This window comes from Variovorax robiniae, from assembly GCF_037889955.1.
Lineage (GTDB): Bacteria > Pseudomonadota > Gammaproteobacteria > Burkholderiales > Burkholderiaceae_C > Variovorax > Variovorax robiniae.
In genome coordinates, this window is the sequence record NZ_JBBKZS010000005.1 from 365,346 (window position 1) to 386,466 (window position 21,121).

Annotated in this window: 26 protein-coding genes and 1 pseudogene; 21 read left to right on the forward strand and 6 right to left on the reverse strand. The window is 63.8% G+C overall.

Features of this window, described 5'->3' with window-relative positions:
• Positions 1–11 precede the first annotated feature (11 nt).
• The 18 genes and pseudogenes from WKW79_RS15040 (at position 12) to WKW79_RS15120 (ending at position 16,372) form a co-directional block, all read left to right on the forward strand.
• Positions 12–1,313 (forward strand): TolC family protein, encoded by a 1,302-nt coding sequence (locus WKW79_RS15040; protein WP_340335966.1) that lies wholly within the window; start codon positions 12–14, stop codon positions 1,311–1,313.
• Entirely contained in the window at positions 1,310–2,533 is a 1,224-nt protein-coding gene (locus tag WKW79_RS15045; protein WP_340335967.1) for an efflux RND transporter periplasmic adaptor subunit, read from the forward strand. The genes WKW79_RS15040 and WKW79_RS15045 overlap by 4 nt, the downstream gene beginning before the upstream one ends.
• A 17-nt stretch (positions 2,534–2,550) precedes the next feature.
• The gene (locus WKW79_RS15050; protein ID WP_340335968.1) at positions 2,551–5,682 is read left to right on the forward strand and encodes an efflux RND transporter permease subunit; all 3,132 of its coding nucleotides are present in this window, start codon (positions 2,551–2,553) and stop codon (positions 5,680–5,682) included.
• Complete coding sequence (locus WKW79_RS15055) at positions 5,679–6,017, forward strand: P-II family nitrogen regulator (RefSeq protein WP_340335969.1); 339 nt, start codon at positions 5,679–5,681, stop codon at positions 6,015–6,017. Before WKW79_RS15050 ends, WKW79_RS15055 begins: the two co-directional genes overlap by 4 nt.
• The gene (locus tag WKW79_RS15060; protein WP_340335970.1) at positions 5,998–6,417 is read left to right on the forward strand and encodes a hypothetical protein; all 420 of its coding nucleotides are present in this window, start codon (positions 5,998–6,000) and stop codon (positions 6,415–6,417) included. Before WKW79_RS15055 ends, WKW79_RS15060 begins: the two co-directional genes overlap by 20 nt.
• Before the next feature lie 178 nt (positions 6,418–6,595).
• Positions 6,596–6,985, forward strand: coding sequence for a DUF2946 family protein (locus WKW79_RS15065; RefSeq protein ID WP_340335971.1), 390 nt, complete (start codon positions 6,596–6,598; stop codon positions 6,983–6,985).
• 122 nt (positions 6,986–7,107) lie between these two features.
• Complete coding sequence (locus tag WKW79_RS15070; RefSeq protein ID WP_340335972.1) at positions 7,108–7,446, forward strand: hypothetical protein; 339 nt, start codon at positions 7,108–7,110, stop codon at positions 7,444–7,446.
• Positions 7,443–8,864 (forward strand): TolC family protein, encoded by a 1,422-nt coding sequence (locus WKW79_RS15075; protein WP_340335973.1) that lies wholly within the window; start codon positions 7,443–7,445, stop codon positions 8,862–8,864. Before WKW79_RS15070 ends, WKW79_RS15075 begins: the two co-directional genes overlap by 4 nt.
• A 25-nt stretch (positions 8,865–8,889) precedes the next feature.
• Positions 8,890–10,302: a multicopper oxidase family protein gene (locus WKW79_RS15080; protein ID WP_340335974.1), complete on the forward strand. Its 1,413-nt coding sequence runs from the start codon at positions 8,890–8,892 to the stop codon at positions 10,300–10,302.
• 57 nt (positions 10,303–10,359) lie between these two features.
• Positions 10,360–10,827, forward strand: a complete 468-nt coding sequence (locus WKW79_RS15085) for a cupredoxin domain-containing protein (protein WP_422823895.1) — start codon at positions 10,360–10,362, stop codon at positions 10,825–10,827.
• Between the two features lie 56 nt (positions 10,828–10,883).
• The gene (locus WKW79_RS15090) at positions 10,884–11,225 is read left to right on the forward strand and encodes a copper-binding protein (RefSeq protein ID WP_340335976.1); all 342 of its coding nucleotides are present in this window, start codon (positions 10,884–10,886) and stop codon (positions 11,223–11,225) included.
• 34 nt (positions 11,226–11,259) lie between these two features.
• Entirely contained in the window at positions 11,260–12,141 is an 882-nt protein-coding gene (locus tag WKW79_RS15095) for a methyltransferase, TIGR04325 family (protein WP_340335977.1), read from the forward strand.
• 87 nt (positions 12,142–12,228) lie between these two features.
• Entirely contained in the window at positions 12,229–12,357 is a 129-nt protein-coding gene (locus WKW79_RS15100) for a four-helix bundle copper-binding protein (protein ID WP_422823896.1), read from the forward strand.
• 49 nt (positions 12,358–12,406) lie between these two features.
• Positions 12,407–12,751, forward strand: a complete 345-nt coding sequence (locus WKW79_RS15105; RefSeq protein WP_340335978.1) for a DUF305 domain-containing protein — start codon at positions 12,407–12,409, stop codon at positions 12,749–12,751.
• 186 nt (positions 12,752–12,937) lie between these two features.
• Positions 12,938–15,262, forward strand: coding sequence for a heavy metal translocating P-type ATPase (locus WKW79_RS15110; RefSeq protein WP_340335979.1), 2,325 nt, complete (start codon positions 12,938–12,940; stop codon positions 15,260–15,262).
• 156 nt (positions 15,263–15,418) lie between these two features.
• Positions 15,419–15,730 carry an IS66 family transposase gene (locus WKW79_RS37035; protein ID WP_422823889.1) on the forward strand — a complete coding sequence of 104 codons (312 nt, stop codon included), beginning with the start codon at positions 15,419–15,421 and terminating at the stop codon, positions 15,728–15,730.
• Positions 15,711–16,150 (forward strand): annotated as a pseudogene (locus WKW79_RS15115) (IS66 family transposase); the annotation flags it as partial. The gene WKW79_RS37035 and the pseudogene WKW79_RS15115, both read left to right, overlap by 20 nt.
• 75 nt (positions 16,151–16,225) lie before the next feature.
• On the forward strand, positions 16,226–16,372 hold the full coding sequence (locus WKW79_RS15120) for a transposase domain-containing protein (RefSeq protein ID WP_340336060.1): 147 nt from the start codon (positions 16,226–16,228) through the stop codon (positions 16,370–16,372).
• On the opposite strand, the gene WKW79_RS15125 is transcribed toward WKW79_RS15120, so the two are convergent.
• Genes WKW79_RS15125 through WKW79_RS15135 form a run of 3 tightly spaced genes read right to left on the reverse strand, consistent with a single transcriptional unit; the run spans position 16,355 to position 17,209 of the window.
• Positions 16,355–16,579, reverse strand: coding sequence for a GDCCVxC domain-containing (seleno)protein (locus WKW79_RS15125; protein WP_340335980.1), 225 nt, complete (start codon positions 16,577–16,579; stop codon positions 16,355–16,357). The genes WKW79_RS15120 and WKW79_RS15125 overlap by 18 nt on opposite strands.
• On the reverse strand, positions 16,579–16,857 hold the full coding sequence (gene merP / locus WKW79_RS15130) for a mercury resistance system periplasmic binding protein MerP (RefSeq protein ID WP_340335981.1): 279 nt from the start codon (positions 16,855–16,857) through the stop codon (positions 16,579–16,581). The genes WKW79_RS15125 and merP overlap by 1 nt, the downstream gene beginning before the upstream one ends.
• 10 nt (positions 16,858–16,867) lie before the next feature.
• The gene (locus WKW79_RS15135; RefSeq protein WP_340336061.1) at positions 16,868–17,209 is read right to left on the reverse strand and encodes a mercuric transporter MerT family protein; all 342 of its coding nucleotides are present in this window, start codon (positions 17,207–17,209) and stop codon (positions 16,868–16,870) included.
• Positions 17,210–17,367: 158 nt separating this feature from the next.
• On the opposite strand from WKW79_RS15135, the gene WKW79_RS15140 reads away from it, so the two are divergent.
• A complete protein-coding gene (locus tag WKW79_RS15140; RefSeq protein ID WP_479694195.1) occupies positions 17,368–17,679 on the forward strand; it encodes a MerR family DNA-binding protein in 312 nt (103 codons plus the stop codon).
• A 112-nt stretch (positions 17,680–17,791) separates the two neighbouring features.
• Here WKW79_RS15140 and WKW79_RS15145 read toward each other — a convergent pair whose 3' ends face one another.
• The 3 genes from WKW79_RS15145 to WKW79_RS15155 are packed head-to-tail and all read right to left on the reverse strand — an operon-like array spanning position 17,792 to position 19,858.
• Positions 17,792–18,985 (reverse strand): MFS transporter, encoded by a 1,194-nt coding sequence (locus tag WKW79_RS15145; RefSeq protein ID WP_340336062.1) that lies wholly within the window; start codon positions 18,983–18,985, stop codon positions 17,792–17,794.
• A gap of 1 nt (position 18,986) precedes the next feature.
• On the reverse strand, positions 18,987–19,628 hold the full coding sequence (locus WKW79_RS15150) for a methyltransferase family protein (RefSeq protein WP_340335982.1): 642 nt from the start codon (positions 19,626–19,628) through the stop codon (positions 18,987–18,989).
• Positions 19,625–19,858: a DUF2933 domain-containing protein gene (locus WKW79_RS15155; RefSeq protein WP_340335983.1), complete on the reverse strand. Its 234-nt coding sequence runs from the start codon at positions 19,856–19,858 to the stop codon at positions 19,625–19,627. The genes WKW79_RS15150 and WKW79_RS15155 overlap by 4 nt, the downstream gene beginning before the upstream one ends.
• 387 nt (positions 19,859–20,245) lie before the next feature.
• Here WKW79_RS15155 and WKW79_RS15160 point away from each other — a divergent pair, with 387 nt between their 5' ends.
• Together WKW79_RS15160 and WKW79_RS15165 are read left to right on the forward strand one after the other, a co-directional pair.
• Positions 20,246–20,716, forward strand: a complete 471-nt coding sequence (locus tag WKW79_RS15160; protein WP_340335984.1) for a hypothetical protein — start codon at positions 20,246–20,248, stop codon at positions 20,714–20,716.
• Positions 20,717–20,728: 12 nt separating this feature from the next.
• Positions 20,729–21,112, forward strand: a complete 384-nt coding sequence (locus WKW79_RS15165; RefSeq protein WP_340335985.1) for a hypothetical protein — start codon at positions 20,729–20,731, stop codon at positions 21,110–21,112.
• Positions 21,113–21,121: the final 9 nt, after the last annotated feature.

Sequence of the window (21,121 nt, forward strand, 5' to 3'; positions counted from 1 at the left end):
AGGAGAATTCGATGCGGATCAAGACGCTGGTCATCGCCAGTGCAATGGCTGTCGCCGCTTGGCCCAGTCTCGCGCAAGAGGCAGCGCCCGCGCGCATCGCCGAAGCCGCTGCCCTGCGGGATTTGACCTTGGCGGACGCCTGGCGGCTTGCCGAGGCGGCCAATCCGGCGATACGGGCCAAGCAGGCTGAACTGGCCTCGGCCGAGGGTGTTCGCACCGACGCCAATGCCTTGCTGTTCAACAACCCCGAACTTGCCGCCGAGCGCACGCGACGCGACGTTCCCCGGGAAGGCCTGCCCGATGAACGTCGACAGGAATGGTCGGCAAGTCTCCAGCAAACGCTTGAAATCGCAGGACAACGGGGACATCGAAGGGACGCTGCCGACGCGGCAATGACCGCCTTGCAGGAGGAGATCGCGGAGGTACGCGCGCAGGTGCGAATCGAAGTGGCCCAGCAGTTCTATCGCATCCTGGCGTTGCAGCAGCGAGCGGAGGTGGAGGAGCAGGCGCTGGGCCTCTTCGAAAGTACGGCCACCGCCGTGCAAAAGCGGCGCGCTGCCGGCGAGGACACGAAACTCGATGCGAATGTGGCCACGGTCGAGGCAGAGCGTGCACGCAACCAGTTGGCGGTCGCGCGGGAGCAATTGCTCGATGCCCGCTCCGACCTGGCTGCCAAGCTTCAGTTGTCGCCTGACCGGTTGCCCAAAGCAGGCGGTGACCTGCGGCCCGTCGCACTGGCCCCCTACACCCTCGAGACGCTTCTGGGTCAGAGCGCAACCCAACCCCGGCTGCGCGCCCTCGGTGCGCGCGAGGAGTCGGCCCGCGCAAGGCTGAAGCTGGAAAACGCGGCCCGCTACCCGGACGTGACGGTCGGCGTCGCGGTCGGCCGGGAAGGACCGACGAGCGCGCGCGAGAACCTGACCACGGTGCGGCTCTCGGTACCGCTGCCACTGTTCAAGAGAAACGCGGCCGGCATCGGCCAGGCGAGCAGCGCGCTCACGCAGGCCGAGATTTCGCGCAGTGCGGCCTTGAGGGATACGCAAGCGCAGGTTCGATCCCTGTGGAGCAAGCTGGAGAGCCTCAAGGCCCGCGTGAACCGCCTGCAGGACCGTGTGCTTCCCGCGCTGCTCGACAACCAGCAGTTGTCGGTCAAGTCGCAGCGGGCCGGCCAGATCGGCTTGCTCGAACTGATCGTTGTCAACCGCCAGGCGCTTGACGCGCGACGCGATCTGATCGACGCGCTTGGCGACTACCAAACAACCCGTCTCTCATTGGAACTGGCCGCTGGCTGGATGGAAGGAGTCTTGCCATGAAGTCGAACGAACCCGTGGGCGCTGCAAGCAGCTTTGGACCATCGAACCCGAAGCGACTCGTGTTGGCCATCAGCGCCGCGCTCGCACTGGGCCTGCTCGTCGGCTGCAGCGACGCCAGCAATACCGCCTCCGCCGAAAAGCCGCCGACGGAGGAAAAGGCGCAGGAGAAGGAAGGAATCAAGTTGACAAGGGAGGAGGCCGAACGCGCAGGCATTGGCCTTGAGGAGCTGAAGGCACAGACGCTCTCCGACTCCGTAACGGTCACCGCCACGATTCACGCGGATCAGGATCGCATGGTCCGGATTTCGCCGCGGGTCGAGGCGCGCATCGCGACCGTCAGCGGAAAACTCGGAGACACCGTCCGCCCCGGCCAGGTCCTCGCCACCCTGGACAGCCTGACCGTGGGCGAGGCGTCTTCGGCGCTCAGCCAGGCACGGTCCGCAATGCGCGTCGCGGAGGCCGACTTCAGGCGCGCGAGCGCGTTGCAGGCCGAAGAGATCATTTCGCAGAAGGACTATCTGCGCGCAAAGGCGGAGCACGAGAAGGCGGACTCCGCATTGAGGGCGGCGGAAGATCGCTTGCGCCTGCTCGGCGTGCCACCCAGCCAGGCGGGACAGGTCGTCTCCCTCTTTCCCCTGCAGACGCCACTTGCCGGCACCATCATCGAAAAGAAGGCGACGGTTGGCGGCCTTGCCGGCCCCGCCGATGCGCTGTTCGTCGTGGCCGACCTGTCCCGGCTCTGGATCGAAGCCAATCTCGGAGAGGCCCAGCTGTCCAAGGTACGCGTGGGTGCGGGCGCCACGGTCACGGTGGGCGCATACCCCGGCGAGCGCTTCGGCGGTCGCGTCACCTACGTGGCCGGCGTCATGGACAAGGAAACCCGCTCCATAGCGGCTCGCATCGAAGTCGACAACCAGGACGGCCGGCTCAAGCCCCAGATGTTCGCGACGGCCACCATCGAAAGCGCGGCGGCATCATCGGCCGCGCAACGTGAGGTGCTCACGGTGCCGGATGCCGCGATCGTCCTGATGCAGGGCCAACCCAATGTGTTCGTCTACGGCAACGGCGCCTACGAACAGCGGGCCATCGATCCGGGTGAACGCATTGGCAACCGCACGGTTGTCAAGTCCGGCGTGCGTGCCGGCGAGCAGGTCGTGAGTGCTGGAACCTATGCACTCAAGGCACGGGTACTGAAGTCCCAAATCGGCGATACGCATTGAGGATCGGAAAGTAACCCATGCTTAATGCGATCGTCGATGCATCCCTGCGCTACAAGGTCCTCGTCCTTGTCTTCTTCGCCGTCCTCATCGGGTTCGGCGTGCAGGCCTTTCGCAACGTGCCGGTGGACGCTTTCCCGGACGTCACGCCGGTTCAGGTCAACGTCTACACCGAGTCCGCCGGCCTGGCGGCCGAGGATGTTGAAAGGCTCTTGACGACGCCCATCGAGGGCGCCATGGCGGGATTGCCGGGGGTCGAGGAAGTGCGCTCCGTCTCGCTGTTCGGCTTGTCCTATGTCGGCGTGTACTTCAAGGACAACGTCGACACCTATTTCGCGCGGCGCCTGGTCGGCGAAAAACTCCAGGAAGCCAAAAGCCGTCTGCCCCAAGGCTACGGCGAACCGGTGCTCGGTCCGAACAGCTCGGGATTGGGGCAGGTCTTCTGGTACACGGTCGAGTCGGCTGACCAGAAGCTCAGCACGATGGACCTGCGCACCTTGCACGACTGGACGGTGCGCTTGATCCTGCGGACCGCTCCGGGGGTCGACGACGTGATCTCGTGGGGCGGCGACCAGAAGCAATACCTCGTGCGGATCGATCCGCGCAGCCTCATCAAATACGGCCTCAGCTTCAAGGAGGTGATGGAGCGCCTTGCCGCGAACAACAAGCAGGTGGGTGGCCAGTCCATCAACCTCGGCGCCGAGCAGTACCTCGTGCGCGGGCTCGGCCTGGTGGCGACGACCGGCGACATCGAACAGATCGTGGTTGCCGAGCGCAATGGCGTGCCCGTCCACGTGCATGACGTGGCTTCGGTGAAGGAAGCGCCGGCGCCACGCTTCGGCGCCGTGACGCGCGACGGCAAGGAGGTGGTGTTGGGCATCGCGCTGGCCCGCCTCAATGAAAACGCCAAGAACGTCGTCGATGCGGTCAAGACCAAGCTGGCCGTGGCCCAGGCGGCGCTGCCCAAGGGCGTGACCTTGCAGGCCGTCTATGACCGCACGGAACTGGTGAAGAAGGCGCTGAGCACCGCGCAGAGCTCGTTGGTCGAAGGCGCGGTCCTGGTTGCGATCATCCTGTTCCTCTTTCTGGGGGAATTGCGCTCGGCCATCGTGGTTGTCATCACGCTGCCAATGGCCATGCTCATTGCGTTCATCCTGATGGAGCAGTTCGGCGTATCGGCAAACCTCATGTCGCTGGCCGGCCTGGCCATCGGCACCGGGATGATGGTCGACGGTGCGGTGGTGATGGTCGAGAACGCCTTTCGCCTGCTCGCGCAGGCCAAGGAATCCGGCAGGCCGATCGCCAAGACCCATCTGATCCTGGAAGCGGCGCGCGAGGTGGTGAACCCCATCGCCTTTGCCATCCTGATCATCATCGTGGTGTTCCTGCCGCTCTTCTCCCTGACCGGCCTGGAGGGGAAGCTGTTCAAACCCATGGCCTACACCATCACCTTCGCCATGGCCGGCTCCTTGCTGTTGTCGCTGACCCTGGTGCCGGTGCTTGCGGCGATGATCCTGAAGCCCAAGGAAGAGCGGGACACCTTCCTGGTGCGACAGGCCAAGCGTATCTACCTTCCATTGCTCGACTGGGCGCTCGAGCGCAAGAAGCTGGTGATCGGTGCGGCGGTCGTGCTGCTGCTGGGGTCGCTCGCCCTGTTTCCCTTCCTCGGCAAGGAGTTCATGCCGCAGTTGCAGGAAGGAACGATCCAGTTCCGGGTGACCGGGATTCCCTCGACTTCGCTGGACGAATCGATTCGCGTCTCCAACCAGGTCAGCGCCGCGCTCCACAAGCAGTTCCCGCAGATTCGGTCGGTGCTGGCAACGATCGGCCGCGCCGAGGCTGGCGAAACCTCCGATGTCAACTACATGGAGGTGAATCTCGACACCAAGCCCCCTTCCGAGTGGCCCGAGAAGATCTCGTACGGCAAGCTGGCATTCGAGATGCAGGAGGCGCTCGAAAAGGTGGTTCCGACGGTGGTGTTCGGCGCGACGCAACCCATCCAGTCGCGCGTGGAGGAACTGATCTCCGGGGTTCGCGCCACGCTGGCCTTGAAACTCTATGGTGAAGACCTCGCCACGCTCGACAGCTTGACGGCCAGGATGCAGGCCGTGCTCGCCAAGGTGCCGGGCATTGCCGACCTCTCGGCGGAGGCGAACAAGGGCAAACCGCAACTCGTCATCAAGGTCAATCGCGAGGCCGCGGCACGCTTCGGCATCAATGCCGACGAAATCCTGGAGGTCGTCCAGTCCGGCATCGGCGGGACCGCGGTCTCGACGCTAATCGATGGCACCAAGCGCTTCGACATCGCCGTGCGCCTGTCGGACGAGTACCGGCTCAACGCGGCCACGATCGCAAGCATCCCGCTACGAACGGGCGAGGGCGCACTGGTGCCGTTCTCCCAGGTCGCGTCGATCGAGCTGGACGAGGGCTATTCCTTCGTGCGTCGGGAATCGCTCCAACGGTATTCGGTGTTGCAGATGGATGTGAAGGGGCGCGACGTCGACAGCTTCGTCAAGGAGGCGGACGCGAAGCTCAAGGAGAAGGTCGAACTGCCCACCGGCTACTGGATCGAGTGGGGTGGGTCTTTCGAGAACCAGCAACGCGCGATGCAACGCCTCGGCGTCATCGTGCCGCTCACGATCGGCTTGATTTTCATCCTGCTGTACACGGCCTTCAACTCGGTGCGGCACGCCACGCTCATCATTGCCAACGTGCCTTTCGCGATCATCGGAGGCATCGTCGGCTTGTTCGCCAGCGGTCAATACCTGTCTGTGCCCTCGGCCATCGGTTTCATCGCGGTGTTCGGCGTGGCCATGCTGAACGGCATCGTGATGGTCACCTTCCTCAATGACATGCGGCGGCAGGGATTGACCGTGCGCGAGGCGGTTCGGCAGGGCGCCGCCTTGCGCCTGCGGCCGGTGCTCATGACGGCATCGGTCGCCATCCTTGGGCTGGTTCCGATGCTGTTGTCGACCGGCGTGGGGGCGGAGACACAGCGGCCGCTCGCCACGGTGGTGGTGGGCGGGCTTTTCACGTCCACGGCGCTCACACTGCTCATCCTCCCGCTCATCTACGAATGGGCGGAGGTGCGCGCCGAACGACGCAAGGGCCTATCGGAACCCCGGCAGCAAGGACAAGGAGACCCGCCATGAAGGAAATCAAGGCCTATGTGCACACCAACCGCGTGGCCGCTGTCGTCGCGGCCCTGAAGAGCTCGGCACCCTGGGGTGACGAGGCGGGTGGACGCCGGCACAACCTCACCCTGTACGTAGTGAAGGGCTCGTTGATGCCGCTGGACCAGTCGGAACGGCGCTATTCGATCGAACTCGGCGACGAGGTGGTGAACGAATACAAGCTCGAACTCCATTGCGAGGACGAACAGGTCGACGAGCTGGTGCGGGTCATTGCCGATGCGGGCCGTACCGGTCAGACAGGCGCGGGGTGGATCTATGTCATGGATGTCCAGAATGCCCAAGCGATCGTGTGAAACGCGCCTCGGCGGCGCATCGCTGGTGGCGACGGTCCGGGCACTCGCCGAACGCCGCGGCCTGTGGATCCTTGGCGTTTGCCTTGCGGTGGCGTTGCCTGGATGCGGGGCGTTCATTGAGGAGTCCCAAGCTTTCAAAGAGGGATGGCGCACCGCCGAGATTGTCGAAATCGGTTCGGCAAATGAAATCAAGCTTGCCGGCACGACGGATTGCCGCAAGAGCGCGAGCGCAGCCGAACTGGCAACGCAGCGCTTCGTGGCGCTCAGGTATCGCTTGGGTGGCCGGAACCATACGCACATCGTGCCGATCGGTGGCGAGAATTTCAAACCAGGCGACCGGGTGTACACCAACGTCCTGGTTTGCGGAACGCCGCTGGAATTGCGATCGCAAGCGCCATGAGAGCGACCGACCGCGCTATCCGCCCTGCAGAGACCATATCCCTCACGATGTGTGGGTCATTGGCGCTGCTTGACCTTGCCACGGTGGCAAGGTCGACACTGACCTCGTTTCCACCTTCTTTCGACCCAATACCTGCAGAGTGCCTTGCAAGCACCGCCACGACGAATACCATATCGACATGTTGCTGATTCGAGCGCTACTTGTTTGGGCTGTCATGCTCGCGGTCCCCTTTCAAGGGTTCGCGGCTGCGTCCATGCTGTACTGCGCCACGACGGAAACGCCGCTCAGCGAATCATTGGCGGCAGCGACTGCGGCGTCGCATGATCATCACGATCACTCGTCGGCGGCGCCAGAGGCCGGCCCGGGTCATGGCCATCATGACCATGACGCCAGCGATGACGGCAGTTCTCATAAGTGCGGCACCTGCGGCGCTTGCCATTCAGTGGCGCTGACCAGCACCCTCCCTGCGATACCGCCCGACGCCCTGCCGCCGGCGGATCTTGCGGAACCCATCATTGCCGTGGCCGAACTGCCGCCACGCGTCCTCGACAAACCTCCTCGCGCCTGAAGCGTTCGTGCGCCCGTGACCTCGTCGCGGGAACAGCCGCGAACGCCCCCTCATGTCCATCTTCGTCACGCCCGCTCGCGGGTGGCTCTGACGCATTCCGTTCATGATCTTGCGAGGACTCGATGTTCCATTCATTGCCGGCCGCTTGGCTGGCCGCACCGCTTGCCGCCCTGGCGGTGGGCACGGCAGCGCAGCCCGCGCCTGACCCGGCCGGCGCGCCGCCTTCCGCCTCCCTGCCCGCGCCTCTGCCCTACGTCTCTGCCTTCGAGGGCTACAAGCCCTTCAAGGAAGAAAAGCCCATTGCGTGGCGCGAGGCCAACGAGACGGTCTACCGACGGGGCGGTTGGCGCGCCTATGCCAACGAGTCCGCCGAATCGAAGGCGCCGGAAGGCGAGCCGAAAGACCCGCATGCCGGGATGGGCCACGCAATGCCCATGCCGACGAACAAGGAGCGGCCATGAAGCGCGCCATGCGTCTCACGGCTGTGGCGTTGGGCGTTGCGCTCCTGGCAGGATGCGCGACGGTCAGCATCGACGATGCCCTGCAGGAGACGAACAGCAATGCGAAGCAGTTCACCCAGGGCAAGCTGGAGATCAGTCGCACCCAGGAGCAGCGCGACCGCCGCCGCCAGCTGACGCAAGAGCTGTTATCGAAACCGCTGTCTCAAGACGACTCGGTGCAGGCAGCCCTTGCCAACAGCCCCGCCGTGCAAGCTCTGCTGGCCGAGAGCTGGGCCGACATTGCGTCGGCCAACCAGACCGGCCGCCTCCCGAACCCGATCTTCAAGTTCGAGCGCATGCAGCTCAACAGCGAGCTGGAGATTGGACGCCTCCTGTCCGTCGGTCTGGTGGATCTCATCCTGTTGCCGCGCCGCCTCGCGATCTCGAAGAGCCAGGCGGATATGGCCAAGCTCCAGCTCACCAGCACGGTCGTCGACCAGGTGACGCAGGTCAGGCAAAGCTGGGTCCGTGCGGTCGCGGCGCAGCAGTCCCTGCAGTATTCGCGGCAAGTCGATGAATCCGCGCAAGCCAGTGCGGAACTGGCGCGGCGCATGCAACTCATCGGCAACTTCAGCAAGCTGCAGCGCGCCCGCCAGCAGGTCTTCTACGCCGATGCGACAACGCAGCTTGCCTCGGCGCAACATGTGGCCACATCCACGCGCGAAGAGCTGATACGGGCGTTGGGCCTGGACGACGCGCAGGCAGCAAAGCTCGTGCTGCCCGAGCGCCTTCCCGATCTCCCCAAGGCGCCTCGTGATCCTGGCCAGGTCGCCGCCACGGCGACCGAACAACGACTGGACGTCCAACTCGCCAAGGCCCAGCTCGACGTCGCGGCCAGGTCGCAGGGCATCAACCTGCTGACGACCTTCACCGACATCGAAGTGGGTGGCCGACGGGACACCGTGTTCGATAACGCCGGCGGCACCAGCAGCACGCGGCGCGGCTACGAAATCGACATACGGCTTCCGCTGTTCGACTGGGGCACGGCGCAACGCGACGCGATGAACGCTCAAGCGATAGCCGCGGCGAACCGCTATGACGCCACGACTCGGGGCGCCTCTTCGCAACTGCGCGAGAGCTACTCGGCATACCGCACGGCCTACGACATCGCGCGGCACTACCGCGACGAGGTCGTGCCGCTGCGCCAGGCGATGGCCGACGAGAACGTCCTTCGATACAACGGGATGCTCATCGGCGTCTTCGAACTCCTGGCCGACGCACGCGACCAGGTCGCCAGCGTGATGAACGCCATCAATGCCCATCAGCAGTTCTGGCTCGCGGACGCGGCGCTGGCTGCGACCGTGATCGGCAAGCCGACCATGCCTCCCGCCTCGATGGCCGCAACGGGCGTCAGCCCAGCGTCTGCCGCCGCGCATTGAACAGGCATCTCCACAAGACAACGACATGAACAACAGACGCAACTTTCTGAGCGGCGCGGGCGCCATCACCGGCGCCATTGCGGCCGCGACCGTGAGCAAGGTGGCCATGGCTGCGCTGCCCGAGCCGATGCTGCAGACGAAGCCGGACACGATGGCTCCGTTGATGCCGGCAACCGGCCGCCCCTACAACCCGGTCGTCACGCTCAATGGCTGGACCCTGCCTTGGCGCATGAACAACGGCGTGAAGGAATTCCACCTCGTGGCGGAGCCTGTCGTGCGCGAAATGGCACCCGGATTCAAGGCCCATCTCTGGGGCTACAACGGCCAGTCGCCCGGCCCGACCATCGAAGTGGTCGAAGGTGACCGGGTTCGAATCTTCGTAACCAACAAGCTGCCCGAGCACACCAGCATCCACTGGCACGGGCAGCGCCTTCCCAATGGCATGGACGGCGTGACCGGGCTCACGCAACCCGCGATCCGGCCGGGCAAGACCTTCGTCTACGAATTCGTGGCACGCCGACCCGGCACGTTCATGTACCACCCGCATGCCGACGAAATGACGCAGATGGCAATGGGAATGATGGGTTCCTGGGTGACGCACCCCAAGGGCGAGCACCCGCTCATCGACAAGGTCGACCGCGACTTCGTGTTCCTGCTCAATGCCTACGACATCGAGCCCGGCAGCGCCACGCCAAAGATCATGACGATGCTGGACTTCAACCTGTGGTCGTGGAACAGCCGCGTGTTTCCCGGCATCGACTCGCTCAACGTGCGGCAGAACGACAAGGTGCGTATCCGCGTCGGCAACCTGACGATGACCAATCATCCGATGCACCTGCACGGCCATGAATTCCAGGTCACGGGCACCGATGGTGGCCCGACGCCGCGCAGCGCGCGCTGGCCGGAGGTCACAACCGACGTGGCAGTGGGCCAGATGCGGCAGTTCGAGTTCCTCGCGGACGAAGAAGGCGACTGGGCTTTTCACTGCCACAAGAGCCATCACACGATGAACGCGATGGGCCACGATGTGCCCACCATGATCGGCGTCGACCACAAGGACGTCGCGAAGAAGATCACGCGCCTCATCCCCGACTACATGGTCATGGGCGAACGCGGCATGGCCGACATGTCCGAGATGGAGATGCCCATTCCCGACAACACAGCGCGAATGATGTCCGGCAAAGGCCCCTTCGGCTCCGTCGAGATGGGCGGCATGTTCAGCGTCATCAAGGTTCGCAAGGGCCAGAAGGCCGGCGACTACAGCAACCCGGGATGGTTCAAGCATCCCAAGGGCACGGTGGCGTACGAATTGGCGGGCGATGCGCCAGACGCACCGCGACTCCACGGCGCGGGCGCGGCAGCACTGCCCGCCGAAAACATGCCTGCGCAAAACATCGAAGTGCAGGTCAGAAAACCCACAGGCCATTCCGGCCACTGATTCCCTTTCAACCTCAAACAAAGGAAAACATCCATGAACTCCATTCGTTCCAGCGCAATGCTTGCACTGGCGCTCCTTGCGAGCAGCAGCGTTTTCGCCACCGGCAACCACGCAGGCGGCCACGGCCACGATGCCGACGCCAACATCGGCAAACCGGGCGTTGCCACCAAGGTCACGCGCACGGTCAACGTCGACATGGGCGACACGATGCGCTTCACACCAGCCGACATCAGCGTCAAGCAGAACGAGACGGTTCGCTTCCTCATCAGGAACTCGGGCGCGCTGAAGCATGAACTGGTGCTAGGCACCGAGAAGGAGCTCAGGGAGCACTACGAGGTCATGAAGAAGAACCCCGAGATGGAACACGCCGATCCGAACATGGTGACGCTTGCGCCAGGCAAGAGCGGCGAGATCGTGTGGCAGTTCACCAAGGCCGGAAAGGTCGACTTCGCATGCCTCCAACCCGGTCACTACGACGCAGGGATGAAGGGCGCTGTGAACGTAACGAAGGCCGCCGCCAAGTGACGCGGCAAGCCGGCTAACTCCCAAACAAATTTTCGATCACCCACAAGGACACTTCCATGCTCAACACCCGCATCGCAATCACCTCGGTCATCGCCGCGTTCGTCTTCGCGTTCGGTAGCGCTGCCCATGCCCAATCCACTCCCGCCGCACCGACGCCGGCGGCAAGCGCCTCGGCTGATCTGTCCGATGGCGAAATCCGCAAGGTCGACAAGGAAGGCAAGAAGCTGACGATCAAGCACGGCCCACTCAAGAACCTCGACATGCCCGGCATGACCATGGTGTTCAGCGTGAGCGACGAGGCCGTGCTCGACAAGCTTCAGGCCGGAGAGAAGGTCCGGTTCAGGGCCGAAAAGCTCAACGATGCGATCACCGTGACCCGTATCGAAGCGGCTCGGTGATCGCTCCTTCGACGACAACCAGACAGGTGCAACGATGACCCTGCTCAGCTTTGCTCGACATTTTCGCGAGGTGATGAACGGCCCGCTCGTTCGTCCCGCGCTTCTCTATCTGAAGCAAAAGGAGTTTTTCACGCCCGTTGCCGCGGCCAACTGCTTCGGGGTGTTCGACTCCTTCGACACGGCGCGTGCATGGCTTCCGCCGAACGAGGAGTTCGACCATTCGGCGCTTGCAAAGGAATACGTCGAGGACCGCACTCAACATGTGTTCACCTATGACTACCCGGTGATGTGGTGGCTCGAACGCGCCTTCAACGATGGAGCCACGAGCGTGTTCGACATCGGCGGCTCCGTTGGTGTTCACTACTATGCTTACCGACACTATTTCAAGATGCCTGCCGACCTCCGGTGGGTGGTCGCCGAAGTGCCGGCGATGGTGGCGATCGGCCGCGATCTTGCGGAGAAGAACCAGGTCACGGCCTTGCAATTCACCGAGAACCTCGAAGGCGGAAAAGACGCCTCCGTGTGGCTCTCGGCAGGCGCGTTCCACTACCTGGATGTACGGTTCGACCAACTGCTCCTCAAGTCCTCCGCCCGGCCACGACATATCCTGCTGAACAAGCTCCCGCTCTACGACGGCGAGGACTTCGTCACGACGCAGAATCTCGGGGACGGTTGCTACGCGCCAACGCACGTCTACAACCGGGCGCGTTTCATCAGGGAGATCGAGGCGCTGGGCTACACGTGCGTGGACGCATGGAAAGTTCTCGAACGCTCCTTGCACATCCCGGGCCATGAGGAGCGATCCATCGCGGCCTTCACCGGCCTTTACTTCTCCCGTTCGTCGTCGCCCGCCCCTGGCGACGCAGGCGAAGTCGGCAAGCCGGTCCCACTCCCCCCAACCAAGGAAGCCTCATGAAGAACTCACAGACCGTGAGCACGATCGAGCTTGCTCAATAGGCAACTTCGTCCCATGCGCTCGCCCGCCTGCCCAAACGTGAAGGCCATGTGCACTTTGTGCGCCGACCTCTGCAAGGCCTGCGGCGACGAATGTGCGAAACACAAGGAGGCGCACTGCCAAAGCTGCGCAACCGCGTGGCGGGCTTGCGCCACCGCATGCCTGGAGATGGCGTAAGCCCGAGAACCTCAAGCCAGTTTCCCCTCACCTCAACCAAGGAAGACCAATGACCTCCTCACGACGCAAATCTATCGGTGTGATCGCCTTGGCGTGCGCGATCTTTTCAGGAGCGGCCTACGCGCAGGCGCCTGCGGCGCCCCCTGTTTCGGGCGGCATGAAGCAGTCAATGATGGCGGGCATGGACATGATGCAAAAGATGCCCATGTCGGGCGACACCGACAAGGACTTCGCAATGATGATGAAGATGCATCACGAGCAAGCGGTTCAGATGGCCCAAGCCGAGTTGGAGGCGGGTAAGTCGCAGCAGATGAAGGCGATGGCGAGGAAGATCATCTCGGCGCAGAAGAAGGAGATCGCCGAGTTTGAGCGCTGGCTTGCCAAGTCAAAGTGACCACCTGGACGGCTCCAGCGCGCGAGGGACGGTCGCGTCTCGGCACGCACGTCCGCTCGCGTCCCCCGAAGGCCGACGCATTCGCTGAAGGAATTTCCGATGATGGACTCAGATACTGCTCTGCCGGACCGCCCGGAACACCCCGGTCGGGCGCCCACGGCATCCCCACCGAGCACCGCGCACCACATGTCGTTGACGCCCCCTGCGGTCGATTCGCTCGAACTGAGGGATCCGGTCTGCGGGATGGCTGTCACCGATCGCTCCCCGCACATGGTCCAGCTCGTGGACCGCCCGGTCTACTTTTGCAGCGCAGGCTGCATGGCCAAGTTCATTGCGGACCCGGCCCGCTACGAGCCCGCTGAATTGCGTGCGAGCGAGCAAGTGCACCCCACCGAAGTCTCGACAGCTCCGGGCACGGTCTTTACGTGCCCCATGCACCCTGAGATTCGCCAGGATCATCCGGGCAACTGTCCGAAGTGCGGGATGACCCTCGAGCTGGAGACGCCAACGCTCGACGAAGGCGAGGACCCGGAACTGCGCAACTTCAAGCTGCGCTTCCTCTGGACTTTGCCTTTGACAGTCGTCGTCGCTTTTCTCGCGATGGCGGGCCATCGCTTGCAGTGGTTCGACATGGCGACGCAAAGCTGGATCGAACTGGCCCTCAGCTTGCCGATCGTCCTCTGGGCCGGCTGGCCATTTTTTGAGCGCGCTGTGCAATCGGTGGTGCATCGCAGTCCGAACATGTGGACGCTGATCGGGCTGGGCACGTCAGCGGCATTCGTCTACAGCGTTGCCGCAACGGTGGCGCCCGAGGCGTTCCCCGCCACCTTCCAATCGATGGGGCGCGTGGCGGTCTACTTCGAGGCGGCCGCCGTGATCATTTCGCTGACGCTGCTCGGTCAAATCCTGGAACTCAAGGCGCGTTCGCAGACTTCGGCGGCGATCAAGTCTCTTTTGGGTCTTGCCCCGAAGACCGCGCGCAGGATCAACGCCGACGGCGGCGAAGAGGACATACCGCTCGGCCATGTGCACGTTGGCGACAAGCTGCGCGTGCGTCCCGGCGAAAAGATTCCGGTCGATGGCGTGGTGGTGGAAGGCGCAAGCGCGGTCGACGAATCCATGCTGACCGGCGAGCCCTTACCCGTGAGCAAGCGGGCCGGCGACAAGCTCATTGGCGCCACCCTCAACACCAGCGGTGCGCTGGTCATGCAATCCGAACGGGTGGGCTCGAAGACGGTGCTCGCCAGCATCGTCCAGATGGTGCTTCAGGCCCAGCGCTCCCGGGCGCCGATGCAGCGCATGGCCGATCACGTGGCAGGCTACTTCGTCGTGGCCGTGATCGGTGTCGCCGCGCTCTCGTTCCTGGCGTGGGGCATGTTCGGTCCACAGCCAAGCTGGGTCTACGGCCTGATCAACGCCGTGGCGGTGTTGATCATTGCCTGTCCATGCGCACTGGGACTCGCTACGCCGATGTCGATCATGGTGGCCACCGGCAAGGCCGCGACGCGGGGCATCCTGTTTCGCGACGCCGCGGCCATCGAGAACCTGCGCAAGGTCGATACGCTCATCGTCGACAAGACCGGCACGCTGACGGAGGGCAAGCCGCGATTCGAACGCGCCATTGGCGTCGGCGGTTTCGGCGAGGAGGAAGTCCTTCGCACGGCTGCGAGCCTCGATCAGGGGAGCGAGCATCCGCTGGCGGATGCGATCCTGCGGGCAGCACGCGAGCGCAAGCTGGAACTGGACACGCCGGATGGGTTCGAGTCCGGCAGCGGCATCGGTGTCACCGGCGCCGTGAACGGCAAAAAGACGGCGCTTGGGAATTCCGCCTTGATGGCGCAGATCGGCGTGGATGTCGAAAAGCTCAAGCCTCAGGCCGAGGTGTTGCGCGCCGAAGGGGCGAGCGTGATGTTCCTGGCGATCGACGGGCAAGTGGCAGGGCTGTTGGCCGTGTCCGATCCGATCAAAGGCACGACGTCGGAAGCCCTCGGTGCCCTGAGGGCCCACGGCATGCGGGTCATCATGGCGACCGGCGACGGGTTGACCACCGCGAAGTCCGTCGCCGCCAGGCTCGGCATAGACGAAGTGCATGGCGAAGTGAAGCCTGCGGACAAGCTCGCACTCGTGACGCGACTCCAAGGTGAAGGCCGCATCGTCGCCATGGCCGGCGACGGCATCAACGACGCGCCTGCGCTTGCCAAGGCCGACGTGGGCGTTGCCATGGGCACCGGTACGGACGTCGCCATGAATAGCGCGCAGGTGACGCTGGTCAAGGGCGATCTGCGAGGCATCGCGCAGGCGCGCGTCATCTCGGAGCAGACGATCGCCAACATGAAGCAGAACCTGGGCTTCGCGTTCTTCTACAACGCCCTTGGCGTACCGCTCGCGGCGGGCGTGCTCTACCCCCTGACCGGTTGGCTCCTGTCGCCGATGATTGCCGCGCTGGCGATGAGCCTGAGTTCTGTTTCCGTCATCTTCAATGCTTTGCGACTGCGCCGGGTAGAGAGCTGATCCAACGTGAGCGTCTCGGCATCCCATCTTGCTGCGCCGTGATGGGACCGTGGGGGTGGTGCCCACCTATTTGATTTGGTGGTCACCTGTGAATCCCAATTCACAGAAGCTTCGGCGCAGGCATGCTGCGGAGTTCAAGGCGGCGGTCATCGCCGAATGTCAACAGCCCGACGTCTCGGTCGCAGCGGTGTCGCTTGCACCCCGCGCTCCACGCTCGCGGCGTGGGCGGGGTACGCCGGGTCGGCGCTGGAGCCGCTGTACGACGCGCACAAGCGCTTCGTGCGCGGCGCCCGGGTACTGCACGCCGACGAGACGCCGGTGGCGCTGCTCGATCCTGGGGCGGGCAAGACCCGCAGGGGCCTACGTCTGGGCCTATGCGCGCGGCGAACTCGACGCGCAGCGCGGCGTGATCTTCGAGTTCTGACTGGGCCGTGGCGGCCCGTAACCGGTGGCGTTCCTCGGCGGTGAGGACGGTGCGTGGAACGGGACGCTACTGACGGACCAGTACGCCGGCTACGACTCCGCCATGGATGCTCGCGTGTACGCCGCAGGATGCGTCGTGCACGCCCGACGCAAGTACGACGAAGTGGCCAGGGCTGGGACGAGCCCAGTGCCGAAGCGGCGATCAAGCTTCTGGCTCAGATCTACCACCTCGAGGGAAGCCTGGCGAACATGCCCGCGGAACATCGACAAAGGGGCCGGCAGGAATTGACCAAGCCGCTGTGGGCGGAGTTCAAGCTGTGGCTCGAACTCGAACGGCGCCGCGTACCCGTTGGAAGCAGCATCGCCGCAGCGATCGACTACAGCCTCAACCTCTGGCCACAGTTCACCTGTCATCTCGACGACGGCGAAGTCCCGATGGACAACAACTTCCTGGAGCGGCAGATCAAGCCCTGGCAGATGGGCCGCAAGAACTGGCTCTTCGTCGGTAGCGCATTGGCCGGCCAGCGCGCTGCAGTGGTGATGAGCCCGGTTCAGTCGGCCAAGCTCAATGGACACGATCCTTGGCAATACCTGCGCGACGTTCTCGCGAGGCTGCCGACCCACTTGAACCGCCGGATCGAGGAGTTGCTGCCCCACCGTTGGCGGCCATCAGGCGCCGCAGCTTGAGCAGCCCGGCTGCATCTGCACGGGCGGACACTTGACCGAGCCGTACGAGCAGAACACGCAGCAGTCGCCAGCCTTCGGCCTCAACACGGTCCTGCAGCGCTCGCACTCGTAGAAGAATTGGCAGGCGTCGGTCGGCATGACTTCGAGCTTGGCGTGGGCGCAGACGGGGCAGGTCAGCACTGACTCCAGCATAGGGGCGGTCGTCATCACTTGTGAACCTTCGAGGGGTAGCCCGCGTCCGTCGTGGCCTTGACCAACGCCGCGGTACTGGCCTTGTCGGTGTCGAACGTCACAGTTGCAGTCTTCTTAGCGAAATCGATCCGGGCCTGGCTCACGCCAGGCACCTTCTCCAAGGACTTCTTCACCGTGACCGGGCACAGCTCGCAGGTCATGTTCTGGACATCGAGCACGGCGGTCTGCGGCGCCGCGGCGAGTGCGGCCAATGGCATCAGCGAGACGAGCGTTGCAGCAAGCAAGTTGCGCATGGTTAGTCCTTCAGAGGAAATAGGGCGCCAGCCAAGGCACCGACAACAAGGCGAGGAGCGCCAGCGCGACAACCCAGAAGGTCAACCGCTGACGCTTGAGGACGATCGGTTCGGCGCACACGGTGCCCGACTCGCAGACCTGCGGTTGCAGGTACAGACGCCGGAACGCCAAGCCCAGGAACAGCAGCGTCACAGCGATGAACCCAGGCCGCAGCGGCTCCAGCGCAGTCAGGTTGGCGATCCAGGCGCCGCTGATGCCTAGCCCCAGCAACACCAGCGGCCCGACGCAGCACACCGACGCGCCGACAGCCGCAAACACTCCGGCGACCAGCGAACTCTTGACTCTGAACATTGCCAACAAAGGTGAACCTATTTCGATGAAGGGTAGTCTAGAGTCCGTACCGTAGTACGGAGTCAAGGGGTAGAGATGACAACCGAGTTGACGATAGGGCGACTGGCCGACGAGGCCGGCGTGAACGTCGAAACGATCCGCTCCAGCGCCGTGGCTTGATGCCCGAACCCGATAGGCCGACGAACGGGCATCGCCGTTATGACGTGCACGCGATCAAACGCGTGCGCTTCATCAAGCGAGCACAGGTGCTGGGCTTCACGCTGGACGAAGTTGGCAGCTTGCTCCAACTCGATGAGGTCGGCGCCTGCGCCGAAACGCGCGAGCTGGCCGCGCACAAACTGCAGGTCATCGGAGAAAAGCTTGCCGATCTGAAGGCGATGCGCAAAGCGCTTACGGCGCTGGTACGCCAATGCGATGCTGGGGCGACCAAGGGCAACTGCCCGATCATCCACGCACTGGCCGCTGACTGATCACGTGTCAAGACGGGATTGCCGGACGCTCACGATCCAACTGCCAGCGCGCCGGAACAAGGCTCGCACTCGCCGGGTCGCATCCCGCCGGGAGGTATCTCTACCCATTTCGTCATGCAACCTTGGCCGACGGCCGCCACCCCAGGCCCACCAGGGCCAGCGCGCAAAAGGCAGCGCCGGCATGGAAGGTTGCGGATGCGCCGAGCTGGTCCCACAGCAAGCCGGCGATCATGCTGGCGACCAGCATGGCAAGGCCGCTGACCAAGTTGAAGAATCCGAAGGCCGTGCCGCGCAGGTCCGCGGGCGCGGCATTCGCCACCATGGCGGACAACAGGCCTTGCGTCATCCCCATGTGAACGCCCCAGAGCGCGACGCCGGCCAGCACCACGCCCCAGTGATTGCTGGCGGCCAGAACCAGGTCGGCCGCGATCAGCACGGCGAGGCCGAAGGCCAACATCCGGGTGTGGCTCGTGCGGTCGGACAGTTTGCCAAACGGATAGGCCGACAACGCATAGACCAGGTTCATCGCGACCATCACGAGCGGCACCAGTGCCATCGGAATGCCGCCTTGCTCGGCTCGCAGCACCAGGAATGCCTCGCTGAATCGGGCCAGCGTGAACATCGCGCCGATGAGCACCACCCACCAGTACGCGGCGCCGAGGCGCCTCAGGTTCTCACGGCGGATCGGGTTGATGCGCTTCTCGACTTGCAGATACGCCGGCTCCCGCAGTCCGAACGCAAGCAGTGCGACGGCCATCAGTCCCGGGATCACCGCGACCCAGAACACGGCCCTGAAATCATTGGCCCAGAGCAGCATCAAGCCGACAGCCAGCAGCGGCCCGAGGAAGGCCCCGAGGGTGTCGATCGACTGGCGCAGTCCGAAGGCTGCACCGCGCAGATGCAAGGGCGTGATGTCGGCGACCAGGGCATCGCGCGGGGCCCCGCGAATCCCTTTGCCGACCCGGTCCAGCAGCCGCGCCGTCAGCACGATGCCCAGGGAGTGGGCGAGCGCGAAAAGCGGCTTGGTCAGTGCCCCCAGGGCATAGCCGAACAAGGTCAAGCCCTTGCGCTTGCCGAGATAGTCGCTCAACGTTCCCGAGAAGACCTTGACGACTAGCGCTGTGGCCTCGGCCAGCCCTTCGATCAGCCCGATCGCGAAGGCGCTGGCTGCGAGGGTGGAAACCATGAACAGCGGCAGCAGGCTGTGGATCATTTCCGAAGAAATGTCCATCAGCATGCTGACGAAGCCGAGGACCCAGACACCGCTCGGAATCTGACGCAAGGTTGACCTACGTGTCCTAGGCATTTCAACGGCAATCGCCACGAAGGGCAGGCAAAAACCGGCGGGTCGCGGCCGCATAGCTTCGCCAAGCCTCCCCTCGTTCACGAATCAATTCCTGCTCTTCGGATCTTGCGAGCCGGACGTACATCACAACCAGCAGAGGAAGCAGCAACGTTGAAGGCAGCGTTGGCCAGTAAAACAGCAAGCCAAGCATGATGATGATGAGGGCGCCATATTGAGGATGCCTGATCCGGCGATACGGGCCGGTCGACGCGATCTCTTCGCGTCGCTGAGCGCGCTGCAACGCGTGCCATGCCATGGCCAGAAGCAAGAAGCCTGCGAACACAATCGCGAAGCTGAGGAAGCGCAAGGCTCCCATGTGCGGGTCGGAGCGACCCCACAGAAGCCACCAAAGGTGCCTCGCCTCGTGGCCGAACATGTCGACGTCCGGAAACGCGGCCGACAGCCATGCGCGGAAAAGAAAAATCGTGAGCGGAAAGCCGTAGACCTCGGCAAACAAGGCCGCGACGAATGCGGAGTAGGCGCCGAAGACCTTCCAGTCCCTCGCCGTGTAAGGCTTGAAGAAGCTGTATGCGAATCCGACGAACACGCCCGTGTTCAAGAAGGCCAGACTCCACTGCGCCTGGCCGCTGTCGACACCGTTCACAGATCGTCATCCGATGGATAGCGACCCTGACGGCCTCGTCGACGGTAGCGCCCATGGTGCATGACCTCGTGCATCAACGGACTGGCAACGATGAGCAGGAACGGAAGAATTCCGAACAGGTGGGCACCGTTTTCCGTGTACAGGAAGAACGCGCCGACAAGCGCCGCCACAAGAAAGGTGGCCGCGCCAGATGACCGCCAGAAGCTTGGATCATCATTCTGAAACCTCATTGCAACGCTCCGAACTGAAAATGGACAAAGGCAATGCGCCATGACAGCCCATCGCTTCGATCGTGTGTGGTTTCGATCTGCCACCGAACTGGGTTCCGCGCAGTGAGGGGGAACTTTCGTCAGTGCCGATATGGAGCGCCGACTTGTTGGAGCCGCGTCGCTATCGAGTCGCTTTCCGTAAAACGGAAAGAGCGCAGGCCAGCAAGGAAGCCAGCCGTCCGCACCACTGCCCCGGCCATCGGGCGGACGTGTGAGTCCGACCGTGCGTGGCGGTGAATGCGATCTTCAGGTTGGCAGGGATGGCGGACGCATCGGCCCGTCGAGATATGGCCACGGCTTCGCAAGCTCATCGTGGCTCGCGGGCGGCACAAGAGGGTGCGGCCCAAAATGAACCAGCAAGTCGCATTGCATCGCGATGGCGTTCAGGCATCCATCGAGACTGACGTGCTGATAGGACTCGACCGAATGATCGCTTCCTATGGAGCCATCATCGTGATGATGATGAGGTGTCCCTTGCCAATGCAGCAGCGCGTGCTGCGCACCGGAACGCGCTCCAAGGAAACTGGAGAGGTGGACGACCGCGGAGAGTTGGCTGAATGCAAAAGCAAGCAACATCGCGAGAACGATTACCTCTCGTCCCGATGCCAACCGCATAGCCAAGCGCGTACTCATTGTTGCATCTTAGGCCCAAGCTCAACCAATGAACAGATGGCGAAATTCGCTTCTGTGGTGTCCTTCACGGGTAGAGCCGTATCGGCGAGCCGCGTCAGTATTGGCGAGGCCCAAGCGCCCCGTTTCTCAAGTTCCGGCGTTTCGCCCTTTTTTGTCTTGCTTCAACCGCAGGCACTGGCGCGCTAAACTCCCTCAACCATGACCCGCCGTCGCTCCATGCATCGCTGCGTCACCGCGTTCGTGGTGATGCTGTCGCTGCTGTTTTCCCAGATGGCGCTGGCTGCCTATGTCTGCCCAGGCATGGCGGACAGCCAAGGCATGGCAGAAGCGATGGCATCGGGCCAACCCTGCGAAGGCATGGACACCGAACAACCGGTGCTGTGCCATCAGCACGCCAACGGCGCGTCGCTGTCATTCGAGCAGATCAAGGTTGCGACGCCTTCGCTGCCAGCAGTCGTGCAGGTGCTGGTGGTGCCGCTGGTGCTGGCGTCCCAAGGACACGAGGTCCCGCCGCAGAGCGTGCCCGAACTGCATCCCCCTCCCGACCCCGTCTTCCTCGCGACTCGCAGACTTCGAGTCTGAAATTCCCAT

What these genes read in the sequence shown, in the direction of transcription:
- WKW79_RS15040 (WP_340335966.1), top strand. Translation starts at nt 12, where the DNA reads ATGCGGATCAAGACGCTGGTCATCGCCAGTGCAATGGCTGTCGCCGCT.
- WKW79_RS15045 (WP_340335967.1), top strand. Translation starts at nt 1,310, where the DNA reads ATGAAGTCGAACGAACCCGTGGGCGCTGCAAGCAGCTTTGGACCATCG.
- WKW79_RS15050 (WP_340335968.1), top strand. Translation starts at nt 2,551, where the DNA reads ATGCTTAATGCGATCGTCGATGCATCCCTGCGCTACAAGGTCCTCGTC.
- WKW79_RS15055 (WP_340335969.1), top strand. Translation starts at nt 5,679, where the DNA reads ATGAAGGAAATCAAGGCCTATGTGCACACCAACCGCGTGGCCGCTGTC.
- WKW79_RS15060 (WP_340335970.1), top strand. Translation starts at nt 5,998, where the DNA reads ATGCCCAAGCGATCGTGTGAAACGCGCCTCGGCGGCGCATCGCTGGTG.
- WKW79_RS15065 (WP_340335971.1), top strand. Translation starts at nt 6,596, where the DNA reads ATGTTGCTGATTCGAGCGCTACTTGTTTGGGCTGTCATGCTCGCGGTC.
- WKW79_RS15070 (WP_340335972.1), top strand. Translation starts at nt 7,108, where the DNA reads ATGTTCCATTCATTGCCGGCCGCTTGGCTGGCCGCACCGCTTGCCGCC.
- WKW79_RS15075 (WP_340335973.1), top strand. Translation starts at nt 7,443, where the DNA reads ATGAAGCGCGCCATGCGTCTCACGGCTGTGGCGTTGGGCGTTGCGCTC.
- WKW79_RS15080 (WP_340335974.1), top strand. Translation starts at nt 8,890, where the DNA reads ATGAACAACAGACGCAACTTTCTGAGCGGCGCGGGCGCCATCACCGGC.
- WKW79_RS15085 (WP_422823895.1), top strand. Translation starts at nt 10,360, where the DNA reads ATGCTTGCACTGGCGCTCCTTGCGAGCAGCAGCGTTTTCGCCACCGGC.
- WKW79_RS15090 (WP_340335976.1), top strand. Translation starts at nt 10,884, where the DNA reads ATGCTCAACACCCGCATCGCAATCACCTCGGTCATCGCCGCGTTCGTC.
- WKW79_RS15095 (WP_340335977.1), top strand. Translation starts at nt 11,260, where the DNA reads ATGACCCTGCTCAGCTTTGCTCGACATTTTCGCGAGGTGATGAACGGC.
- WKW79_RS15100 (WP_422823896.1), top strand. Translation starts at nt 12,229, where the DNA reads ATGTGCACTTTGTGCGCCGACCTCTGCAAGGCCTGCGGCGACGAATGT.
- WKW79_RS15105 (WP_340335978.1), top strand. Translation starts at nt 12,407, where the DNA reads ATGACCTCCTCACGACGCAAATCTATCGGTGTGATCGCCTTGGCGTGC.
- WKW79_RS15110 (WP_340335979.1), top strand. Translation starts at nt 12,938, where the DNA reads ATGTCGTTGACGCCCCCTGCGGTCGATTCGCTCGAACTGAGGGATCCG.
- WKW79_RS37035 (WP_422823889.1), top strand. Translation starts at nt 15,419, where the DNA reads ATGTCAACAGCCCGACGTCTCGGTCGCAGCGGTGTCGCTTGCACCCCG.
- WKW79_RS15120 (WP_340336060.1), top strand. Translation starts at nt 16,226, where the DNA reads ATGAGCCCGGTTCAGTCGGCCAAGCTCAATGGACACGATCCTTGGCAA.
- WKW79_RS15125 (WP_340335980.1), bottom strand. Translation starts at nt 16,579, where the DNA reads ATGACGACCGCCCCTATGCTGGAGTCAGTGCTGACCTGCCCCGTCTGC.
- merP (WP_340335981.1), bottom strand. Translation starts at nt 16,857, where the DNA reads ATGCGCAACTTGCTTGCTGCAACGCTCGTCTCGCTGATGCCATTGGCC.
- WKW79_RS15135 (WP_340336061.1), bottom strand. Translation starts at nt 17,209, where the DNA reads ATGTTCAGAGTCAAGAGTTCGCTGGTCGCCGGAGTGTTTGCGGCTGTC.
- WKW79_RS15140 (WP_479694195.1), top strand. Translation starts at nt 17,368, where the DNA reads ATGCCCGAACCCGATAGGCCGACGAACGGGCATCGCCGTTATGACGTG.
- WKW79_RS15145 (WP_340336062.1), bottom strand. Translation starts at nt 18,985, where the DNA reads ATGCCTAGGACACGTAGGTCAACCTTGCGTCAGATTCCGAGCGGTGTC.
- WKW79_RS15155 (WP_340335983.1), bottom strand. Translation starts at nt 19,858, where the DNA reads ATGAGGTTTCAGAATGATGATCCAAGCTTCTGGCGGTCATCTGGCGCG.
- WKW79_RS15160 (WP_340335984.1), top strand. Translation starts at nt 20,246, where the DNA reads ATGAACCAGCAAGTCGCATTGCATCGCGATGGCGTTCAGGCATCCATC.
- WKW79_RS15165 (WP_340335985.1), top strand. Translation starts at nt 20,729, where the DNA reads ATGACCCGCCGTCGCTCCATGCATCGCTGCGTCACCGCGTTCGTGGTG.